Origin of the sequence: Gemella morbillorum (assembly GCF_900476045.1) — a bacterium.
GTDB classification, from domain to species: Bacteria; Bacillota; Bacilli; order Staphylococcales; family Gemellaceae; genus Gemella; species Gemella morbillorum.
On record NZ_LS483440.1, the window covers coordinates 298,765 to 314,521 of the forward strand.

Below are 15,757 nucleotides of genomic sequence, written 5' to 3' on the forward strand. Positions count from 1 at the left end.
CAATTGAGGTCCAAGGAGAGGATTTATAGCCTACAGAGATTCAGATTTGTTATAGTTATAAAGTTATATAGATAAAAAATATGTGTATACAATATCCAAATGTAATTGTTTTATTTATTATTTAGCAGAGAGTAATTAAGTGTATTTGCAGAATAATTAGTGTTACTAAAAATATGTATGAGCGAGCACTAAGATATATTTAGTGATTTTAGGTATATTCCCCTAGATAAACAAATTTACTCCTAGACAAATAGTTTTTAATTTAGTAAAATAATAATTAATCCTTAATAGAAAAAAATATAAAATTCTTCATAACAAAAAGTATTAAAGCTATTTTAATAATAAAATTATATTTAGGATATGTATAAAAAATAAAAAATGGTTTATTTTAAAAATTAAAGAAATATTATAAGAAAGAAGTATTTAATATAAAAATATAGAGGCATAATCTCCTATATTGTATTGTTGGGTATATTAAATACAAAGGGGAAATATATGATAGGTAAAAATAATAATTATTTAAGTGAAATAAAAAGAGGTATAAAAAAGAAACGTATTCTATTAAGAAGTTTAAAGTAGGAGCAGTATCGATAGTGATAGGTGCAAGTATTTTTTTTGGAGTAGGATCGGTAGCACAAGCTAGTGAAAGAGTATCAAATAACAAAGTAATAGATAATACAATAACTACTGGAAAAATACCAGAGGCCCCAAAAGAGTTTTCTAAGCTAGTAGAGAAAAACACTAAAGAGAGTGACGTATCAAAAGTAGGGATAAAAGTTGATAAAGATATTTTAAAAGCTAGCATTACTACTTTAGAAGAAAAATTAAAATTAGTTCAAGATTCAGAAGGAATAGCAATAGCTACTGCGCATGAAGTATTAGCCACAGCAAAAAGTATATTAGCGAATGAGGCAGCTAGACAAACTGAAGTAGATGAACAGGTTCAAATAGTACAAGCACTTAGTACAGTAGTAACTGAAGCTAAAACTAGAGTATTCGATAAAAAACTAGAAGAGAAAAAGGTTGAAGGGCAAAAAGAAAAAGAAGAGGTTACAAATGAAGGAAAAGCAGTAGACGTAGCTAAAGCAGAATTAACGCAAGTAGCTTCTGAAGCAGAAGTAACAAATGCATTTGCTAAAGCAGAGTTGAATAAAAACCGTCTTAAAACAGAAATAAAACCAGCAATTCAGAAAACTATAGAAAAAAACGAAGAGGCTCTAGGATTTGCTAAAGAATTGTTAGGTAATACCAAAGCAACAAAAGAACAAATTGCTAAAAGTTTAGCGGAATTAAAGAATGCTATTAAAGCTGTATACACAGAATTGGAAAATGCAGGAGCAAAACGTAATGGAAGATTTGAAGTTAATTTAGCAGAAAATACAGAAGAAGCACTAATTGATGCATCTACTGAGCGTGGGAAAAAATGGTTAAAAGATCATGGATATACTTCTTTAGCAGATATTCCAATTAAAACTAAAGAAAGAAATAGTGAAGAAATTAAAAAACTTAATAGCCAAATTCAATGGTTAGATTTTGGAGATACAAAAGCATGGACTAAACTAAAGGCGAATGGTCAGCTTCAAGTTGGATCAGTGTATGAAAAAGAATTAATTCCAGGATATACAGTTAAATTTACTGTGAAGGAATTAAAACCATTTGATTCTACTGATGTGTATAAAAGACGTGTTGCTGGTACTGCTCATGAAGGTAGCTATAAGCCTAACGGAGAGAATAGGGCGGATATGCATACAGGGAAACCCCCAGTAACTGGTATATCAGGAGTTCCTCAAGGGTATTGGGCAGAAACTAAAAGATCTGGTTTAGACACAGGAGTAGCTAAAACAACAATAGGAGGAGTAGGCGACAATGGTGTAGGCCAAGATGGAGCAGTTCTAGGTGTTAAATTTTCAATTGAGGCTGTATACAATGGGAAATCTGTGAAGCCTAGTATAGTTATGACATCAGGAGAAGAAGTAGCTGATAAAGAAACAGAAATTTATACAACCAATGGTACTCCATGGGATCTGGTTGCTATGATAGGTCATGGACAAGCTCAAGCTTATACACCTCTGGATAATCTTACGGGACTATTTTCGCCTGTTAGTATGAAGAGACTTGGGGATAAATCCTTTGTAGATGCTTTGGCAGCAAGAATGTTTGCTACACCAGATTCAGCTACTGCAGGATTGGGCTCACAAGTGTTTGGAGGATATAGTAACAATGGTAAAAGAGCTACACCAATAGTTACCTCATATAATGTAACAGAAGTAGGCTTTTATATTTTTACAACTGGACAACAATCATCTATGCTTGGTATTAAGATTTCTGATTTTGGAGATTTACCAGAATCATATGGTATAGCAGAACATTATTTAAAAACAAGAACTATAGATTACAAAACAAGAGAAGAGAAGGAAATTCAACAGCCATATTTAGGAAAAGTTAAAGCAGATGTTGATCCTGTTCCAGGAACAAGTGTATTTGGAAAAAATTCAGATGATGAGAATGATATAGCTGATGAAGGTGTAGATCAGCTAATGGCTCCAGAACATATAATAAAAAATAAAGTTACAGGCTTATCGGAAGTTAAGCCAATTTTAGGCCCAAATAATACCCATAAAATCAGAGTGTTGGCCTCAGTAAATGGTAACCAGGATTATAAAGGACCATTAGAAAAAGCTTATGTTCGTGGATTTATTGATTTTAATAATAATGGTAAGTTTGATCCAGGAGAAGAATCAGATATAAAAGAAGTGACAGAGAATAATCAAATAGTAGAGCTTACTTTTCATAATACTCATGTAATTGATGAAAATAATGATATTGTGAAATTTAGAGTACGTATTGCTAACGATAGAACCCAAATTGAAAAACCTACAGGAATTGCTTACACAGGAGAAGTAGAAGATAACCAAGTTCAGGTTTCTAATCCACCACGAGGAGACTATGAGGAAACCACAGGGAAACAAGGTGAAAAACAAAGTATCAATTTTGAATACATAAGTCATAATAAAGGTGATGAACCAGGGGAACTGGGATCTAAAAATGGAAGTGTCACATTTAATTCGTATGGAAAAATTGATTATACTGAAGAACGCAATTCTATTACTGCAGAAACGACTAAAACTGCACAAGGTGGAGTAAGAATTGTTAATGAATCTGGTCAACTTGTTACAAGCCTTAATGTGCAAGGACAAGGTACATATGAAATTTCAGATACAGGTGTCACATTTACACCAGAGCCAGCATTTATAGGGAAAACGAGCGGAGTTGTACTACGTGCTGTAGATGCAAATGGGCAAAGCACAGGTTGGGAAGCAGTAACAGATGGGAATACACTAATAAATACTAATAATGGGGGGCATTCTGCAGGAGCAAATAGAACAATGGATGCAGTATATGTGCCGATTGTAGAACCAAAAGAAATGACAGGGCATCTTAAAGAAACGACAGGGATTCAAGGAAAAGAACAAAAAGGTACACCGTTATTTAAAGTAAATGCAGGAAGAGCTGCAGAGAGAATAGTTAGTCCTAGTACTCAACATATAGCTAAGCTAGTAGATCCAAAATCAGGGAATATAACTAATGAAACTTCTATAACTGTAGAGAATGAGGGCACATATACAATTATACCTGAGACAGGAGAAGTAAAATTCCAACCACTTTTATCATTTAAAGGTACTGCTGGAGGAGTAACTGTAGAGCTGACAGGACCTGTAGGATTTGATAAAGAAGGAAATCCTTCTTTATCTACAGCAAGAGCTAAATATATTCCTACTGTTCTAGCGGTTAATCCAATATCAGAAGCAGCTACTTCAATAGGGATTCAAGGTGAGGCACAGACTGGGAAACCAACATTTACTAAAGGTCATGAAGATGTTCCGATTAAAGAAAATTCAGTTAAATTACTAAACTCGGATGGTGATGAAGTAACAGAGACTCCTGCATTAGGAGAAGGGAACAAGGAAGTAGGGAAATACACAGTAGACTCTAGTACTGGTATTGTAACATTTACTCCTACAGATAAATCATATATTGGAACAGTTGTGCCAGCTCGAGTCCAAGCAAAAGATATAAATGAAACTAAAGTTGAAACAAAATATACGCCATTTATTGTGGGAGTAAAACCACAAGCATCGCCGGCTACTTCAACTGGAATTCAAGGAGAAATTCAAGAAGGAACAGTGACATTTACCGTAGGAAAAGCAGTAATTGGAGATGTAGAGAAATCTGTACCGATTAAAGTTGGTTCAAGTAAGTTAATAGGTAGCGATGGAACGGAAGTAACGGAAGTTCCAGCGTATGCAAATGATGGTGTAAAACAAGTAGGAACTTATAGTATTACTCCTGGAACTAATAAAGTAATCTTTACACCAACAGATAAAACATACACAGGAACTGTACTACCAGTTGATGTTCAAGCTGAAGATGAAAATGGAACAAAAGTAAGAACAACATATACTCCACATATTTTAGGTGTTTCTCCAACGGCAAAACCCGCTGTCTCAAAAGATATACAAGGGAAGGAACAAACGAAAGAAGTATTGTTTAAACCCGGTAAAACGACTATTGATGGTGTAGATAAAGAAGTTCCATTAGATAGTAGTACCTTTAAGTTGCTAGATGAAAATGGACAGGAGAGAGATTCTGTTCCAGCAAAATCTTCAGATGGATTAAAAGAAATAGGGACTTACAGGATAAATGTAGTAGATAATAAACCTGTAGTAGTATTTACTCCGTCAGATAAAACATATACGGGAGAAGTTAGAGAAGTAACTATTCAGGTGAAAGATACAAATGGTTCAAAAGTGACAACAACATATACACCTACAATAGTACCTGTTAGACCAATATCAACTCCAGTAAGATCAATAGGGGTTCAAGGATTACCTCAAGAAGGGACTCCAATATTTACGGCAGGAAAAGCTATGCTTAATGGTAAAGAGGTAGAGGTACCACTTAGTACTAAAGCACCAAAATTAGTGAATCCTGAGACAGGGCTACCAATGGATGAAAAAGCTATAAAAGTGCCAAATGAGGGAACTTATGCAATTGATGAAAATGGTAAAGTAACATTTACGCCAGAGCCGCAATTTACAGGAGTAGCGAACGGTGTTGAAGTTCAGCGTGAAGATCAAAATGGTACATCAGTTAATGCTAAATATACACCAACTGTAAAAGGTGTAACACCAACATCTAAGGATGTAACATCAATTGGGGATAAAGGAGAAAAACAATTTGGAACACCTGTATTTAAAGCGGGAAGTACAACTATTAATAATGAAAAAGTAGAAGTTCCAATTGATGAAAATGTTGCTCCAAGACTTGAAGGTGCAGATGAAGAAGGAAAAGTTGTAATACCAAAAGAAGGTATATACACTATCGATGCGACTGGTAAAGTAACATTTACACCAGAAAATGATTTTGTAGGAGTAGCAACAGGAGTAACTGTTAAACGTGTAGATAAAAATGGAACATTAGTAACAGCTACGTATACACCGACAGTACTAGGAAAAACTACTACAGAAAATGTAATATCAGAAGGTGCTAAAAATCAACCTCAGTCTAATACTCCATTATTTAAAGGGGATATCGATACAACAGTACCTCCTACATTCGAAGATAAAACTAAAGAAAAAGTAATTTCAGGTCAAGGAACATATACTATTAATGATGAAGGTGTAGTAACATTTACACCAGAAAAAGATTATGTGGGAACAGCAACTGCAGTAGAGGTAGTTCGTAAGGATAAAAATGGAAGAACTATTAAAGCAACGTATACACCGACTGTTCGTCCAGAAACTAAATACGTTACTGTAGAAAATAATGGAAAAGAAACAGAGTTAATCCCTACAAAAGATGGTAAGTATCCAGAGGAAAAAATAGAAGGATATAGAGTTATTAAGACTGAAACGGATGAAAAAGGTAATACAAAACACTTCTACGAAAAAGTTAAGACTTACTTCAAAGATAAAGAAGGAAATATAATTCCAGGATTTGATCCAGAAGAAGGAACAGTAGACAAGAAAGAAGTACCAGAGTACAGATTTGTAGAAACTAGAAAACTGCCAAATGGAGATACAGAACATGTCTACGAAAAAGTTAAGACTTACTTCAAAGACAAAGAAGGAAATATAATTCCAGGATTTGATCCAGAAGAAGGAACAGTAGACAAGAAAGAAGTACCAGAGTACAGATTTGTAGAAACTAGAAAACTGCCAAATGGAGATACAGAGCATGTCTACGAAAAAGTTAAGACTTACTTCAAAGACAAAGAAGGAAATATAATTCTAGGATTTGATCCAGAAGAAGGAACAGTAGACAAGAAAGAAGTACCAGAGTACAGATTTGTAGAAACTAGAAAACTGCCAAATGGAGATACAGAACATGTCTACGAAAAAGTTAAGACTTACTTCAAAGACAAAGAAGGAAATATAATTCCAGGATTTGATCCAGAAGAAGGAACAGTAGACAAGAAAGAAGTACCAGAGTACAGATTTGTAGAAACTAGAAAACTGCCAAATGGAGATACAGAGCATGTCTACGAAAAAGTTAAGACTTACTTCAAAGACAAAGAAGGAAATATAATTCCAGGATTTGATCCAGAAGAAGGAACAGTAGACAAGAAAGAAGTACCAGAGTACAGATTTGTAGAAACTAGAAAACTGCCAAATGGAGACACAGAACATGTCTACGAAAAAGTTATTAAAAGAACTACAGTATGGAGAGATGAAAATGGGAACCCATTAAAATCCTCTGAAAATGGAGTTAAAGATTCAGGAACAATTCCAGGATATGAATTTGTACGAACAGTGGTAGATGCAAATGGAAATATTCACCATATCTTCAGAAAGGTAAAATTAGCAGAGCCTAAAATGCAAGTTAAACGTTTAGCTAATACAGGTAGCAAAACAACTAATGTAACAACAGGATTTGGGATATTGCTTGTGGGTATTGCAGCAGTAATAAGAAAACGTAAAAAAGAAGACTAAAATTAACAATTTAGTAAAATAATGGGAAATCACTCTTGATATTTTTCGAGAGTGATTTTTTTAATTTATAGAATTTGATTGTAGATTTTGTGAAGTATTCAAACTATTTTTAAATACACATATAGCAATAAGTTGGTTATTATTTAACAATAAAATCACAGAGACAAAAAAATCTCTGTGATTTTAGCTTAATCATACTTATAAAATCTTAGTAAAGATTATTATTAATCTAAGTATCCTAATTTTTTAATTAACTCTGCTGTTAGAACAGCACCACCTGCAGCGCCACGAAGTGTATTGTGAGATAGGCCTACAAATTTGTAGTCGAACAGATTATCTTCGCGTAGGCGACCTACTGTGATTTGCATTCCTTTTTCGTTATTACGGTCTAAAACAGGTTGAGGACGATCGTTTTCTTTATAGTATTTAATAAATGGAGTAGGTGCTAATGGTAGTTCATGTTTAGAAATTTCAGGAACATGTTTTTTAATTTTTTCAATTAAAGTCTCTAACCCTGGATCATTTTCTAAGTTGAATGATACACAAGCAAGGTGCCCATCAAGAACTGGAACACGAATACATTGAGCTGATAGTTTCATAGAATCATCAGGAACGATTTTTCCATCAACTACTTTACCAAAAATTTTAAGTGGTTCTTTTTCACTTTTTTCTTCTTCTCCTCCGATATAAGGAATGATGTTTTCTACCATTTCTGGCCATTCATTAAAAGTTTTTCCGCTTCCTGAAATTGCTTGATAAGTACAGATTGAAGCTTCTTTAACTCCGTATTCTTTAAGTGCATTAAAGATTGGAACGTAACTTTGGATTGAACAGTTAGGTTTTGTTACTATAAATCCTTTTTCAGTTCCAAGACGTTTTCTTTGAGCTGGTAAAACATCAAGATGTGCTGAGTTAATTTCTGGAATAATCATCGGGACATCATCTTTATTTCTATTTGCTGAGTTGTTAGATACAACAACTACTTCACGTTTAGCGTAATCTTCTTCTAGTTTGATTAATGCTTCTTTGTCTAAGTTGATTGCACAAAATACCATGTCGATACCATCAGCAACTTCATCAATTTTATATAAGTCTTCTACTAGTAATTCTTTTGCATATTCTGGAATAGCTTGGTCTAGTTTCCAGCGCCCATCCATTAGTTCTGCGTATTTTTTTCCTGCAGAACGAGGTGATGCTGCTAATTTTACAACATCAAAGTATGGATGATTTTCTAATAATAGTAATAGGCGTTGACCTACCATTCCTGTTGCTCCTAATACAGCTACTTTTGATTTTTTCATTATAATTTCTCCTTTATATCAAATAGTTTTTTGGAAAACTCTTTTTGAAATAGATTAATCTAATACTAGAGTTCCTTTCGTATCTACTTTTAGTAGTATAGGTTGCCATTTATACTTAAGTTTGGCAAGTTTCGTTTTAATTTTTTCTATATTATTTTTATCAGCAATAATGTTCATAAGTGTTGAGCCACTGCCTGAGATAAAGAATGCTGAGCTATCTATTTCTTGGCAGATATTGCGTACTTCGTCGTATTCATGAATAATTTCTTTGCGGTAAGGTTCATGAATTTTATCGCCCATAACCTTTTTTAGCAAACTAAGATCATAAGTTTCAAATGCTTTAACTACTGCACCTAAGCGTGATAGTGAGTATAAAGCATCTTTTAGCAATATTTCTTTCGGCATAACTTTGCGAGCTTCTTCTGTTGAAGTTTCAAAGTTTGGAATAAGTGCTAAAAAGTTAAAGCGTTCGTCAACATTGTAAGTAACGGTTACCGCTTCTTTATTATCGGTTGTGCAAGAAGCGCTTAAGTTACCGAAAATTGCAGGTGATACGTTATCAGGATGGCCTTCTATATCATTAGCGATAGTAAAGATTTCTTGTCTATCTATTGGTGTATTTGTAAGTAAGTATGCTCCATAAATACCTCCGACAACACAAGTTGAACTACTACCTAAACCACGCGAAATAGGGACATCATTTTGAATAGAAATTTTTACGCCAGAAATATTTTTTCCAAGTCTATCTAATGTGAAAAGAAGGGACTTATAAACTAAATTGTTTTCGTTGGCGAAGCGTTCTTCAAATCCAATGAATTCGACACCATCTTCTAGCAATTCGAAGTCAAAGGTTGTGTAAAGATTTAATGCAATACCCAAGCTATCAAAGCCACAACCAACATTTGCCGATGTAGCAGGTACTCTTACTTTTGCCATTATAGTTCACCTAATTTCTCTAATATGTATTTTTTCATATCTTCTTTATTAATTACATCTTTATGTCTAATTTCTTTTTTATCTAAACCTTGTAGATTTTCAGGAATATCTACTTTAGTTTGTTCGTGTAATTTTTCCATTAAAGTAAATTCATCTTCGTTAGAAGGAGTGTTTAATGAAGAATATACACTTTCTGTGAATTTGTATGGAGATGCTGTTGATAAGACGATATTAGCATGATTTTTATCCAAATTGTCTAATAATACTTTATAAGCAACAGCAGTATGTGTATCAAGTAGATAATTATCTTTATTGTATATTTTCTTAATAATTTCTTTTGTATCTTCGTCAGTAGTATATCCTGCTTGGAATTTTTCTTTTATAATAGAAAGAATTTCTGGTGTAACTTCGAAACGTCCAGTTTCTTTTAAGTCGTTCATAAGACGTGCTATATATTCATTATCACGTCCACTTACATAGTAAAGTAGTCTTTCCAAGTTACTTGAAATAAGAATGTCCATACTTGGTGAAACTGTTTTAAGGAAATCACGATTTTTATCATATACGCCTGTAGTTAAAAAGTCGTATAGTACGTTGTTATTGTTACTTGCACAAATTAGTTTATTAATAGGTAAACCTATTTGCTCTGCATAGTAACCAGCTAAAATATTACCAAAGTTTCCGGTAGGTACTACGAAATTCACTTTATCTCTTAGGTTTATTTTCTTATTATTAACTAGATCAAGATAAGCCACTACATAGTAAACTACTTGAGGAATAAGTCGACCGATATTGATTGAGTTTGCACTAGATAGTTTTATATTTTTTTCTAGTAGTTGTTTTTTGAACTCATTATCTACAAATAATTCTTTAATACCACTTTGAGCATCATCGAAGTTTCCATGAATGGCACAAACTTTTGTATTTTTTCCTTCTTGTGTTTGCATTTGAGTCTTTTGAACTACACTTACTCCGTCGTTAGGGTAGAATACCATAATTTTCGTTCTATCTACATCTTTGAAACCTTCCAATGCGGCCTTACCAGTATCGCCACTTGTTGCCGTTAAGATAAGTATGTCATTTTTATCGTTAACTTTTGTTAAGGCTGTTTTAGTAAGTTGTGGTAAAAGTGATAATCCAACATCTTTGAAAGCACTCGTTGGCCCTTTGAATAACTCAAGGACATATCCATCACTTAGTTCTACTAATGGTGTAATTTTTTCATGAGAAAATTTTCCATGATAGGCATTTTCTACACAATTTTTAATTTCTTCATCTGTAAAATCAATAAAAAGTTTTAATACAGCTTCTGCCACTTGATAATAATTTTTGTCTATTAAGTTGTTTAAATCTAATTTTTTTTCTCCTAGATTTCTTAAAACAAATAAACCACCTTCTTCGCTAAGTCCTTGAAGAATGGCTTTACTAGGATTTATTTTCCTATTTTTATCTCTCGTACTTTCGTAAAACATATAAAATCTCCTTGCTTTATCGTTGTATATATGATACAATGTTCTTTGTAAAAATACAAGTGTTTTTTGCAAAAAGAACATAAAAAATTATATAACATTAATTTTACACTAAATTTTATAATAAAAACAGCAGAAAGTTGTAAAATGCTATAGTTTTTATTTTATAAAAACTATATAATTATAGGTAAATAATTTTTCTTTAAAAATGGAGTAGAGTTTTAATTAATACCGCTTAAAATTTAGTTAGAAAATTTTTGGGAAGAGAGGAAGAATATTATGAAAATAGCGATATTAGGATATGGAACAGTTGGTAGTGGTGTTTACGATATTATTACTAACGGTAAAACAGCGGAATTAAAAAATATTGAAGTAAAAAGTGTCTTTGCGAGAAGTCGTGATAAGATGCATTTAGCAACAGACGATTACAATGAGATTATAGAAGATAATGAAATTTCTGTTGTTGTTGAGTGCTTAGGTGGAATTATCCCAGCTTATGAGTTTATTAAAAAAGCATTAGAAAATAAAAAGCATGTCGTTACAGCAAATAAAGCAGTAGCTGCGAAGTATTTGGACGAGTTTTTAACATTAGCAGAAGAAAATAATGTGAAATTTATTTTTGAAGCAAGTGTTGGTGGTGGTATTCCATGGTTAGTTAATCTAGAAAGAACACGTCGTGTTGATTTAATCAAACGTGTTTATGGAATTTTTAACGGAACTAGCAATTACATTTTAGATAATATGTATAGAAATAATGCAGAATTTGCTTCTACACTAAAAACTGCGCAAGAGTTAGGTTACGCAGAAGCTGATCCAAGTGCTGATATTGATGGTGGGGATGTTGTTAACAAAATAATTTTAAGCAACGCTTTGGCTTTTGATATCCATATAGATAATAATTTTCCAACATATTCTATGAGAAATATTGTGAAAAGTGACATAGATTACTTGAAAAAATATGATTATGCGGTTAAGTATATCGGTGAGACTAATGTAGAAGATAATAAATATGAAACTTCTGTTATGCTATCTATTTTCGGTAAAGATTCTCAAGAAGCAGCTGTGCCACTTAATAATAATATTATAACGTTAGATGGTTCATTTATTGGTGAATTGAAGTTCTTTGGACAAGGTGCCGGCAAACTTCCAACTGGTAATGCGATTGTACAAGATATAGTAGATATTTATTTAGATGTGCCAAGAAAAGATATGGTTATAAAAAATGAATTAAGTTATTCAGACGAACTTACTAAGAAAAAATATTTGATTAGAACGGAAGAAAAGCTTAATAGTGAATTAATAGAAAAAGAAGAACAATATGAAGGAAGCTTATATATAGAAACTAAAGAAATTACATTAAAACAGCTTAAATCTTTAGTAGCAGAAGTAGAAGCTAAAGATGAGAAATATTTAGTAGCAAAATTCCATTAATAAAGATAGTTTATGGGGAATATGCAAAATATGCAAGAAATTGTAACTTTGAAGAGGAGATAAGATGGTAAAAGTAGCAAAATTTGGTGGTAGTTCAGTAGCTAGCGCTGAACAGTTTAAAAAGGTTAAAAATATAGTAGGATTAGATGATACACGCCGTTTTGTAGTAGTAAGTGCGGTAGGAAAGGCATATAAAGAAGATAATAAAGTTACAGATTTATTATATCTTTGCTATGCACATACAAAATATAATATTAACTTCGACAATATTTTTAAAATGATTGAAGACAAGTTTATAGGTATTAAAGAAGAGCTAGGACTTAATTTTGATATAGAAGGAGAACTAGCGAAGTTAAAATCAGAAATTGGTAAAGGTATTGATGAAGAGTATTTGGTTAGCCGTGGAGAGTATTTGACAGGGCTTTTAATGGCTGAATACTTGGATTATCATTTTGTTGATGCAAAAGATTTAATTTTCTACAATTATCAAGGTGAGATTGATTTTCCAAAAACACAAGAGGCGTTTGATAAAATTGTTAGGGAGTACGACAGAGTTCTTATTCCAGGGTTTTATGGTAGTCTTCCAAATGGAGAAGTGAAGATAATGACACGTGGTGGGGGAGATGTTAGTGGAGCTATTATAGCAAATATTGCCAATGCAAAAGTTTATGAAAACTGGACAGATGTTTCCGGTATTTTGATGGCAGATCCTCGTATTATTTCTAATCCACATGAAATCAAGGTGATTAGTTATTCAGAACTTCGCGAATTATCATATATGGGAGCAAGCGTGCTACATGAAGAAGCAATTTTCCCGGTTCGTGATAAAGATATTCCTATCCAAATTAAAAATACAAATGCCCCTCATGTTGAAGGAACAATTATTAGTGATAACAAACAAATCGGAGATAAACAGATTGTTACGGGAATTGCAGGGAAAAAAGATTTTTCAATTATAACAATTAAAAAGCATCATATGGCTAATGAAGTGGGCTTAATCGCGAGAACGTTGAAAATCTTTGAAGATTTTAATGTTAGTATTGAGCATATTCCAAGTGGAATAGATTCATTCTCGGTTGTAGTAGAGACTAGTAATATACGTCCGTTTATCTATGAGCTTGTTGCAAAAATAAAAAGTGTTATAAAACCTGATGAAATAAATGTTACCCATGATATTTCGTTAATTGCGACAGTAGGGGAAAATATGAAAAACTCTAAAGGATTATCTGGGCGTTTATTTAAAGCATTAGGAGAAGCGGGTGTAAATATCGCACTAATTTCACAAACTAATGATGAGATTAATATTATTGTCGGCGTTCATAATAGTGACTATGAAAAAACAATAAATACTATATATCAAGAATTTAAATAAAGTTTCAGACTTCCTAACTAGATTTAGTTGGGAAGTTTTTTTAGAACATGATATAATGAAAAAGTAAAGATTATTAAGAACTCTATTAAATTTTGTGAGGAAGATTTTATGAAAATATTACAAATACTTTGTCATCCAGATTATGATAATAACAATAGAATAGCTAATTTATTAGCAAATCTTGGAGAAAAAGAACTTAGAAAAAATAATTTTATAGATATTGAAACTTTAAACTTATACAATCCAGAATGCTATATTCCTATAATGGATAAAAATATGTTTAATTATGATGGTAAGGAGCTAACTAAAGGCGAGCAACAGGACAAACTTCGTCAAAAAGAGTTACTTAAACAGTGGAAAAATGCGGAAGCTATTTTTATTTATATGCCGCTTCATAATTTTAATGTAGTGTCGAAATTTAAAGATTATATCGATAATATTATGATAGTTAATGAAACTTTTAAATGCGAAGTAGAAACAATGTTAGGTCTAGATAATCCTGATAAGCAGGTTACGTTTATTTTAACTAGTGGAGGGGAATTTGATAGTCATATACAATATATCAATTTAGATTTTACAGTTCAATATGTTCGTGGAATACTGAGCCTTCTAGGTATTGAAAAAATGAAGTTGATTCGTGTTCAAGGTCTGGACTTAGCGCATAATAACAAAGATGCAATAGTAGAGAAATCAAAAGAAGAACTAAAATCTTGGATAGCTGAATTTTCAAAGAATAATAATTAGATTTAATTTGTAAGGAGGAATAATAGTGAACGGACAAATGTTTCAAATTGCAGGACTAGTTGCAGCAGCTAAGAGTGCACTGCAAAGTAATAATCAAATTAAATATAATCCAGAAAAATATGTAAATAGAATTAGCTTTAAATTTTTAATTTTAGGAACAGAAGATTATATTGCATATAATTCATCGGAGTGGTTTGAAAAACTAAAAGAATTTGGTCTAGTGGACATAAAATTACTTTGTCCAATTTCTGTAAAAGATAGAAATATTTTAGGTTTTTCTAATACTACGCAGAGCTCAATTCTTTGCTTTTTTGAAAATGGGAAGGTAACGTATTTTATACCGAATTGGGAATTTGATAATAAACATCAACAATGGAATATTATGTATAAGGAGTACGAGTGGACTAATCCACCAGAAGGTAAACCCCGTTATGACGATAACAGTGATTCATTTAGAAAGGTGTTACTTCAGATTAAAGATTTAGCTGCAAAAATAGATTGTGAAAATTTTGCTAATATTTTTGAATTTGCAATACAAAGTTTGGATGGGAAAAATGAAGGAATAGATAAGGAGTATGGCTTGGAATTACCCCAAATCCCATCACAAAATCTAAAACTTTTTGAAGCTGCGAGTCGAGCAGATGTTTTTGGCGCTATGGGATCTTGGAATGACAGTCCACCATATATGGCTCAGAATAAAGGGCTAGAGGAAGAATATGATATTTTATCTGATGAACTATTAAAAAATATTCGCTTAGCAATTTTATATTCTATTAATGAATGGTAATTATGTTTTGAAAATGTAATTAATTGTTAAATAGTCTAGTAGTTATGGAGGATAGATAAGATGAATTTACTGGAGAATATTAGAGCAAATAAAGAATTAAATGAACTTCTTATGAGAGAATGTAATATTTATTTTTACAAGGAAGAACAAGAGATTGAGTTTTCAGGTAATAATGAAGTGTATTCTCTTGGGTGTATGGCATTTGCTCAAGATGGGACTGGAAGCGAGTATGTTTTCCTTGAAGATGGCAGTATCGGCTTTATAAGTAGTGAGGGTGAAGTAGGAAGAGTAGCAGAGAGTTTGGAGGATTTATTAACTTTTTTAATACACGTAGGATGTATTTCTGATTTTAGTTGTAAATATATTTATAAAAAAGAACAGCTATTAGAAGTTTATTGCAATGGCTATCTTTCAGGAGTTCGTACGAGTTATAAAGATAAAAATGAGGATTGGGATAAAATCCGTGGAGATATTGCAAATAAATTAGGACTTTCTTTTGAGCCAGATAAGTTGAGTAGGTTAGCAATGGCGTTTTATAAATCTGCAAGTAGAGAACCAATTTTTTCTTGCAAATATGCAGATGACGAGGATGAATATATTTGTGATTCTGTACTTTCAGATATGGTAGGTATATGGGAATTGCAGCTTTTAGGTATGAGTAAAGAAGAGTTTGAGCATTTTTAAAACATAAGAATATAATATTATAAATAAAATAAAAAACATTC

The 15,757-nt window shown here is 32.3% G+C and carries 9 protein-coding genes; 6 read left to right on the forward strand and 3 right to left on the reverse strand.

Annotation, left to right across the window (positions count from 1 at the left end):
* The first annotated feature begins 560 nt into the window (after positions 1-560).
* Positions 561-6,992, forward strand: coding sequence for a GEVED domain-containing protein (locus DQN46_RS01445; RefSeq protein WP_111742744.1), 6,432 nt, complete (start codon positions 561-563; stop codon positions 6,990-6,992).
* Positions 6,993-7,216: 224 nt separating this feature from the next.
* Here the strand turns inward: DQN46_RS01445 and asd are convergent, their stop codons facing one another.
* Genes asd through thrC form a run of 3 tightly spaced genes read right to left on the reverse strand, consistent with a single transcriptional unit; the run spans position 7,217 to position 10,701 of the window.
* Positions 7,217-8,293, reverse strand: coding sequence for an aspartate-semialdehyde dehydrogenase (asd, locus tag DQN46_RS01450; protein ID WP_004633174.1), 1,077 nt, complete (start codon positions 8,291-8,293; stop codon positions 7,217-7,219).
* Positions 8,294-8,347: 54 nt separating this feature from the next.
* Positions 8,348-9,229 (reverse strand): homoserine kinase, encoded by an 882-nt coding sequence (gene thrB / locus DQN46_RS01455; RefSeq protein WP_111742745.1) that lies wholly within the window; start codon positions 9,227-9,229, stop codon positions 8,348-8,350.
* Positions 9,229-10,701: a threonine synthase gene (gene thrC, locus DQN46_RS01460; protein ID WP_111742746.1), complete on the reverse strand. Its 1,473-nt coding sequence runs from the start codon at positions 10,699-10,701 to the stop codon at positions 9,229-9,231. Before thrC ends, thrB begins: the two co-directional genes overlap by 1 nt.
* Before the next feature lie 276 nt (positions 10,702-10,977).
* Here thrC and DQN46_RS01465 point away from each other — a divergent pair, with 276 nt between their 5' ends.
* From DQN46_RS01465 to DQN46_RS01485, 5 genes are all read left to right on the forward strand, one after another.
* On the forward strand, positions 10,978-12,129 hold the full coding sequence (locus DQN46_RS01465) for a homoserine dehydrogenase (protein WP_111742747.1): 1,152 nt from the start codon (positions 10,978-10,980) through the stop codon (positions 12,127-12,129).
* 64 nt (positions 12,130-12,193) lie between these two features.
* Positions 12,194-13,501, forward strand: coding sequence for an aspartate kinase (locus DQN46_RS01470; RefSeq protein ID WP_111742748.1), 1,308 nt, complete (start codon positions 12,194-12,196; stop codon positions 13,499-13,501).
* Between the two features lie 108 nt (positions 13,502-13,609).
* Positions 13,610-14,245 carry an NAD(P)H-dependent oxidoreductase gene (locus DQN46_RS01475; protein ID WP_111742749.1) on the forward strand — a complete coding sequence of 212 codons (636 nt, stop codon included), beginning with the start codon at positions 13,610-13,612 and terminating at the stop codon, positions 14,243-14,245.
* Between the two features lie 25 nt (positions 14,246-14,270).
* Positions 14,271-15,032: a hypothetical protein gene (locus DQN46_RS01480; RefSeq protein ID WP_111742750.1), complete on the forward strand. Its 762-nt coding sequence runs from the start codon at positions 14,271-14,273 to the stop codon at positions 15,030-15,032.
* Between the two features lie 60 nt (positions 15,033-15,092).
* Positions 15,093-15,716, forward strand: coding sequence for a hypothetical protein (locus DQN46_RS01485; protein WP_111742751.1), 624 nt, complete (start codon positions 15,093-15,095; stop codon positions 15,714-15,716).
* Positions 15,717-15,757: the final 41 nt, after the last annotated feature.

Bases quoted from the DNA above. Each gene is read 5' to 3' on its own strand.
- asd (WP_004633174.1), bottom strand. From the start codon at position 8,293: ATGAAAAAATCAAAAGTAGCTGTATTAGGAGCAACAGGAATGGTAGGT.
- DQN46_RS01465 (WP_111742747.1), top strand. From the start codon at position 10,978: ATGAAAATAGCGATATTAGGATATGGAACAGTTGGTAGTGGTGTTTAC.
- thrC (WP_111742746.1), bottom strand. From the start codon at position 10,701: ATGTTTTACGAAAGTACGAGAGATAAAAATAGGAAAATAAATCCTAGT.
- DQN46_RS01470 (WP_111742748.1), top strand. From the start codon at position 12,194: ATGGTAAAAGTAGCAAAATTTGGTGGTAGTTCAGTAGCTAGCGCTGAA.
- DQN46_RS01475 (WP_111742749.1), top strand. From the start codon at position 13,610: ATGAAAATATTACAAATACTTTGTCATCCAGATTATGATAATAACAAT.
- DQN46_RS01485 (WP_111742751.1), top strand. From the start codon at position 15,093: ATGAATTTACTGGAGAATATTAGAGCAAATAAAGAATTAAATGAACTT.
- thrB (WP_111742745.1), bottom strand. From the start codon at position 9,229: ATGGCAAAAGTAAGAGTACCTGCTACATCGGCAAATGTTGGTTGTGGC.